At 73.8% G+C, this 6,000-nt stretch carries 5 protein-coding genes and 1 pseudogene; 5 read left to right on the plus strand and 1 reads right to left on the minus strand.

Features of this window, described 5'->3' with window-relative positions; genetic code table 11:
- Positions 1 to 12 precede the first annotated feature (12 nt).
- From ACWEMJ_RS27635 to ACWEMJ_RS27650, 4 genes are all read left to right on the plus strand, one after another.
- Complete coding sequence (locus tag ACWEMJ_RS27635; RefSeq protein ID WP_452139847.1) at positions 13 to 1,374, plus strand: purine-cytosine permease family protein; 1,362 nt, start codon at positions 13 to 15, stop codon at positions 1,372 to 1,374.
- A gap of 120 nt (positions 1,375 to 1,494) precedes the next feature.
- Entirely contained in the window at positions 1,495 to 2,307 is an 813-nt protein-coding gene (locus tag ACWEMJ_RS27640; protein WP_452139848.1) for a glycerophosphodiester phosphodiesterase, read from the plus strand.
- A gap of 237 nt (positions 2,308 to 2,544) precedes the next feature.
- A complete protein-coding gene (locus ACWEMJ_RS27645; RefSeq protein WP_452139851.1) occupies positions 2,545 to 3,072 on the plus strand; it encodes an ATP-binding protein in 528 nt (175 codons plus the stop codon).
- A 65-nt stretch (positions 3,073 to 3,137) separates the two neighbouring features.
- Entirely contained in the window at positions 3,138 to 4,115 is a 978-nt protein-coding gene (locus ACWEMJ_RS27650) for a DUF5926 family protein (RefSeq protein WP_452139849.1), read from the plus strand.
- Positions 4,116 to 4,304: 189 nt separating this feature from the next.
- On the opposite strand, the gene ACWEMJ_RS27655 is transcribed toward ACWEMJ_RS27650, so the two are convergent.
- The gene (locus ACWEMJ_RS27655) at positions 4,305 to 4,949 is read right to left on the minus strand and encodes a bifunctional DNA primase/polymerase (RefSeq protein WP_452139850.1); all 645 of its coding nucleotides are present in this window, start codon (positions 4,947 to 4,949) and stop codon (positions 4,305 to 4,307) included.
- Between the two features lie 353 nt (positions 4,950 to 5,302).
- On the opposite strand from ACWEMJ_RS27655, the pseudogene ACWEMJ_RS27660 reads away from it, so the two are divergent.
- A pseudogene (locus ACWEMJ_RS27660) lies at positions 5,303 to 6,000 on the plus strand (hypothetical protein); the annotation flags it as partial.

Below are 6,000 nucleotides of genomic sequence, written 5' to 3' on the forward strand. Positions count from 1 at the left end.
GGAGTATCGGCCATGACGGCTGTTCCGTCTGCCCCAATTTCCGATCTTGAGACCGCCGCGCGGGCCGAGGCCCCGCTGACGCTCGACACCGCGCCCCCGCGCACCCTGGACTTCCGGGCGCTGTTCGCGCTGTGGGCGAACCTCGGGGTGAGCCTGATCGGCTTCACCAGCGCCGCCACGGTGCTCGGCAAGCAGGGCCACGAGCTGGGCTTCACCGCGGCGGTGACGGCGATCGTCGCCGGCACCGCGATCGGCACCGCGATGCTGGCGGTGGCGGCCCTGGTGGGCGCGCGCACCGGCGCCCCGGCGATGGCGGTGCTGCGCGGCCTGTTCGGCACCCGGCTGTCGTACGTGCCGACGGTGCTGAACATCCTGCAGTGCGTCGGCTGGGGCGTGTACGAGCTGACGGTGATCGCCTGGGGCGCGCAGACGGTGGCCGGCACCGAGGGCTGGCGCTGGCTGTTCGTGCTGCTCGCGGGCGTGCTGACGACGGTGCTGACGATCTGGCCGCTGGGCGCGATCGCGGTGCTGCGCAAGTACGTGGCCGTCGCGGTGGGCCTGGCGATGGTGTACTTCACGGTGCAGTTCGCCCGGCAGGGCTTCCCCGACCCGGGTGCGGGCAACTGGGACGGCTTCCTGTCGGCGACGGACGCGGTGATCGCGGTGTCGATCTCGTTCGTCCCGCTGGCCGCCGACTACACCCGGCACGCGCGCAGTTCGGCGAAGGCCTTCTGGGGGACGTTCTCCGGCTACACGGTGGCCCAGGTGTGGTGCTACGTGCTGGGCGTGGTGGCGCTGCTGCAGTCCGACGGCGACCCGGACAGGATCCTGGGCTCGTTCACCGGCGTGGCCGCCGGCTGGGCGTTCCTGCTGGTGCTGGTGCTGCGCGAGTCCGACCAGTCGTTCGCGAACGTGTACTCGACCGCGATGTCGATCCACAACCTGTGGCCGAAGGTGGACCGCCGGGTGCTCACCGGCGGCATCGGCGTGCTGGTGACAGTGCTGGCGCTGCGGATCAAGGAGTTCACCGAGTCGTACTACGCGTTCCTCGGCCTGATCGGGTCGGTGTTCGTGCCGCTGTTCGCGGTGCTGGCGGTGGACTACTTCCTCGGCGCGGGCCGGCGCGGCTGGAACCTGACGCAGGACGCCCCCGCCCGCTGGGTGATGCTGCTGCCGTGGGCGCTGGGCTTCGCGGTGTACCAGTTCCTGGCGCCGACGGCGGTGGCCGGCTGGTGGACGGAGCTGTGGACGAAGGCGCAGGAGGCGGTGCACTTCACCCCGCAGGCGTGGAGCTCGGCCTCGCTGTTCTCGTTCCTGGCGGCGGCCCTGGCAACCGGAGCGGTGGCGGCCCTGGAGCGGCGCGCCAAGGCCTGAGCGGCGCGCCGAGGCCCGACCGGCACGCCGAGGGCTGACCGCGCGTCACGGGCAGCTGTTCACCGCGGCGTTGCCGTGCCGGAAGCCGGGCGCCATCCGGTGCCGCGTAGGGTGGTTGACGTGAACACCCAGCACAGCGCCTCGGCTCCGCTCCCCGCTCCGATCGACCGCTCGGCGGTCAAGGTGATCGCCCACCGGGGCTCCTCCGCGGCCCTTCCGGAGCACACCGAGGAGGCGTACCGGCGGGCGCTGGAGGAGGGCGCGGACGGGCTGGAGTGCGACGTCCGGGTCACCGCCGACGGGCAGTTGGTGTGCCTGCACGACCGCACGGTGCGCCGCACCTCGAACGGGCAGGGCGTGGTGTCGGCGATGACGCTGGCTCAGCTGTCCGCGCTGGACTTCGGCTCCTGGAAGCACCCGGAGCAGCCCCGGCGCAGCTCGGTGCTGACCCTGGAGCGGCTGCTGGAGCTGGTCGCGGACAGCGGCCGGCGGGTGGAGCTGGCGATCGAGACCAAGCACCCGGTGCGGTACGCGGGCCGGGTGGAGTCCGAACTGCTGCGGATGCTGGGCCGGTTCGGGCTGCTGCCGGCCGCCCCGGAGGAGTCCGCGGTGCGGGTGATGAGCTTCTCCGAGCTGGCCCTGCACCGGGTCCGCCGGGCCGCCCCGGCGGTGCCGCGGGTGTACCTGTGGGAGCGGCCGCTGCCGATACTGGGCCGGACCAGGGCGCTGCCGGGCGGCGCGTCGATCGCCGGCCCGGGCATCTCGCTGGTGCGCCGCGACCCGGAGCTGGTGCGCTCGCTGCGCCGGGCCGGCCACCGGGTGCACGTGTGGACGGTGGACCGCCCGGAGGACGTCGAGCTCTGCCTGGAGCTGGGCGTGGAGGCGCTGATCACCAACCGCCCGGCCGACGTGCTGGCCCAGCTGGGCCGCTGATCCCGGGGCGCGCGGGCCGCATTGACGGGACGGGAAATACCGTCCGGGGCATTTCCGGTCGCCCTTTCGGACAAGGCCCGGGACGCCGCGGAAGGTGAGACGCACCTCACCTTTTGCCCGGGTGTCGTGCGGATCTCGTTAATGCCGCCATCGGATCGTCGAACGCCCGTTTCCGGGGCATTACCTGCGGGCACCCTTCCCTCGGCAGAAGCTGAAGGAGGTCCGGGGGTGGCGTTGATGGTGGCACGTGCTGTGCCAGTTCAGGCCGGGTCGACCTCGTCGGCCATGGCCGTTCCGCACGGTCCGGCCAGTGTCTCGACCGCGCGACGCAGGCTGCGGAACGATCTCGGCGATCGCTCGATACCGGATGCGGTGATTGATGACGCGGTGTTGATCCTCTCCGAACTGCTCAGCAATTCCTGTCGTCATGCCAGACCGCTGCCGGCCGAAGATCCGGACGGCCCGGACAGATCCGCCGATCGTCGCGCGAACCTCGACGAGGACGCGGAGATCGGTACGGTGCTGGTGAGTTGGCGGATGCGCGGGGACGGCCTGCTGACCCTGGAGGTGACGGACGGCGGGGCGAGCACCCGGCCGGTTCCGGCCAGCCCGTCGATGTCGGCGCACGGCGGCCGGGGCCTGAGCATCGTCGGCAAGCTGGCGAAGGACTGGGGAGTGCGGCACGCACCCGGTCAGGTGACGGTGTGGGCGGAGCTGCCCGCGTTCGGGCAGGTGGCGGGCGGCGGCGAGCGGCGCAGCGCCTGAACGGCGGGCCGCGGGCGAAGTAGGCTGCGCGGTGCAAAGTCCGACGTCCCCGGGAGAGCCGCACCATGGCCAAGAAGGCCGCGAAGAAGCAGCCCAGCCAGTCCACCGTCGTCGAGGGCGAGATCCCGGTCGTCGGAGCGCGCGAGGCGTGCCCGTGCGGTTCGGGCCGCCGGTACAAGGCCTGCCACGGCCGCGAGGCGGCGCACGCGGTGCAGGAGCTGGTGCACCGGCCGTTCGAGGGCCTGCCGGGCGAGGCGGACTGGGTGGCGCTGCGCGAGCTGGTGCCGGCCGCCACGGTGCCGCTGGCGCTGGCCGCCGGGGTGGCCGAGGAGGCCGTCGGCGAGGTTCCGTCGGTGACGCTGGCGACGGTGCTGCCGCTGGCCTGGCCGGCGCTGCGCCGGGCGGACGGTTCGATCCTGCTGGGCCTGCAGACCCAGTCGTCCTCGGGCGACCTGAGCCGTGACCTGGCGGACGCGCTGGAGCTGGCGCTGGCCACCGAGCCGGGTACTCCGGTGCCGGCCCGCCGGACCAACCCGGGCGGCCGCCGCCTGCAGGAACTGCTCGACACCACGGCCGAGTTCGTGCCGGCCGTGCACACCGGCTTCGAGTTCTGGCTGGAGGACGCCGAGTCGGCGACCGGCGAGGTCGCGGCCTCGCTGGAGCGGGCCAACGCCTCGGCGATCCCGACCGAGAAGCTGGCCGGCGTGGACTCCGCGTACTGGTGCGGCACGCCGGACAAGAACCACCTGCGCTGGGTGATGACGGTGCCGGAGGAGCAGCTGCTGGACGCGCTGGCCCGGCTGTCGGCGGCCGGCGACAGCTCGCTCGGCGAGGGCACCAGGCTGGTCGGCTCGTTCCGGGCGCACGGGCTGACCGTGCCGGTGTGGGACCTGCCGGTGGACATGACCGCCGCCGAGGTGGAGAAGCCGGCCGTGGAGTTCGCCGCGAAGCTGGCCGAGGTGCTGGCCGCGCCCGCGCCGCTGACCGCCGAGGAGCGCCGCGCCCGCGCCAACCTGGTGAACCGTCAGATCACGCTGAACTAGCCGGTGGTGACCCGCGTCACATTTCCGTCCGGCCGCCGAAAATCCCAAGGGCCTTTCGGCGTGGACAAATTGGCGCGGAGCCGGATCTTTGTTACTGTTTGAACAGTCCGACCGCTGGTGCATCCCCCGTCGCCAGCGGTCGGGCCTTTTTTGTCTCCGCTCCGGTCGCGCAAGGCAGTTGACGGAGAGTCAGCAGACCGCACTGGCGGTGATCAGCCCGCCCAGCAGGGTACCGACCTCGGGCAGCCAGGGCCGGCCGGGGCCGGGGCGGCGCACCCAGCGCACCGGGCCCACGCCCGTCCGCGAGGGCGGCAGCACCAGGTAGCCGCCGGGCCCGTGGTAGCGCAGCGCGCCCGGCACCCAGGGCCGTTCGGACAGCAGCGCGCCGAGCTCCGCCAGCGTGTAGGGCGCGGTCAGCAGCACGAACCGGCCCGGCGTGCCGATCACCGGGCCGTACGGGACGCCCGTGCCGTCCAGGTGCCGCAGCAGCCACGGCCCGGCCGCCCGGGGCAGGCTCACCGCGCACAGCGACCGGCCGGTGGCCGCCAGCACCGGTGCGCCCGGCGCACGCCGCTCCCACCAGTGCCGGACCATCCGCGGATCGGTGGTGGCCGCCTCCAGCGGCGGGTCGCAGGGGTGCGCTCCGGGCGTCGGGCAGAGTCGGTCCGGGCAGGAGCAGGCCGCGCCGCGCAGCGCCCGGGCGCCCGGCACCACCGGCCAGCCGCAGCCGGCGGCGGCCTGCAGTGCGGCGGCCAGCGCCAGCGTCCGGCCGCGGCGGCCCGGCCACCACTGGGCGACCCGCTCGGTCAGCTGCTCTCGGCGGTGTCGGCGCATGGCGGCTCGTTCCTCTCCGCGTCGGTCGGCCTGGGCCGGGGGGTGCGGGCGGTACGTGTGCGCTTCGTCCGGCTCACGCCGCGCCGCTGGAACGAGAATCCCCCATACGTCCGGATGGACGCGGGCAGGCCGACACCGGTTCCACCGTACGAGTGAGTGCCCGGCGCCCCGGGTGGCACCTGCGGGGCCCCGCCGTACGATCCGCGGCACCTTCTGCCCGCCGCACTCCTGGACATGCCCCGATCGGCCTGTGTACAAGTGGGGGAATCATGCCGAGTAGTGAGTAAAGACATCGTTTTCGGTCGGTCTCGGGGGTCCTGCGTGACACGTTCCGGATTGTGGGGAGTTGTGACATGACCGACGTCCAGCCGCTGGCGGCCGAGGTCCTCGGGTCCGGGGCGGCGCTGCTGCCGGAGCTCGGCGAGGTGCCCTCGGCGGACCTGCAGGACCGTTTGGCCGGATGGCTGTCCGATTTCACCAGCCTCCAGGAGCACCTGGAGCTGCTGGCCAGGGCCGACGGGCCGGCCGGCACCCTGGACGCGCTGCTGGACTCCGGCGCCGCGCTGCTCGGCGCCCGCCGCGGCCTGGTGGTCACCCTGCGGCCCGGCCCGGCCCGCACCCTGGCCCGGCCGGTCGGCCTCGGCCTGGATCCGGCCACGCTCGGCTCGCTGGAGACCGTCCCCGCCGAGTACGGCCCGTTCGCCGAGCTGCTCGACCCGTCCGGCGCCACCGGCCGGCTGCTGGTCCCCGACCTGGCCACCGACCCGACGGTCGGCCCCCGGTTCCGCGAGATCGCCGCCCGGCTGGGCCTCGCCGCCTGCTACGCGCTGCCGCTGGCCACCGAACGCGACGGCGTGCTCGGGGCCGCCGCCTGGTTCTACGACGAACCCGGCCGCCCCGACCAGCGGCGTGAGCAACTCGCCCGCCGCTACTGCGAGTTCGCCGCCCCGCTGCTGGCCTCCTTCGTCACCGGCGTCACCGAGCCCATCGAGTACTCCTTCGCCTACGTCGCCCCGCTGCTCTACGGGGTGCACGCCCTGCTCACCGGCGC

It is taken from the genome of Kitasatospora sp. NPDC004531 (assembly GCF_053602195.1).

Bases quoted from the DNA above. Each gene is read 5' to 3' on its own strand.
- ACWEMJ_RS27650 (WP_452139849.1), top strand. From the start codon at position 3,138: ATGGCCAAGAAGGCCGCGAAGAAGCAGCCCAGCCAGTCCACCGTCGTC.
- ACWEMJ_RS27655 (WP_452139850.1), bottom strand. From the start codon at position 4,949: ATGCGCCGACACCGCCGAGAGCAGCTGACCGAGCGGGTCGCCCAGTGG.
- ACWEMJ_RS27635 (WP_452139847.1), top strand. From the start codon at position 13: ATGACGGCTGTTCCGTCTGCCCCAATTTCCGATCTTGAGACCGCCGCG.
- ACWEMJ_RS27645 (WP_452139851.1), top strand. From the start codon at position 2,545: ATGGTGGCACGTGCTGTGCCAGTTCAGGCCGGGTCGACCTCGTCGGCC.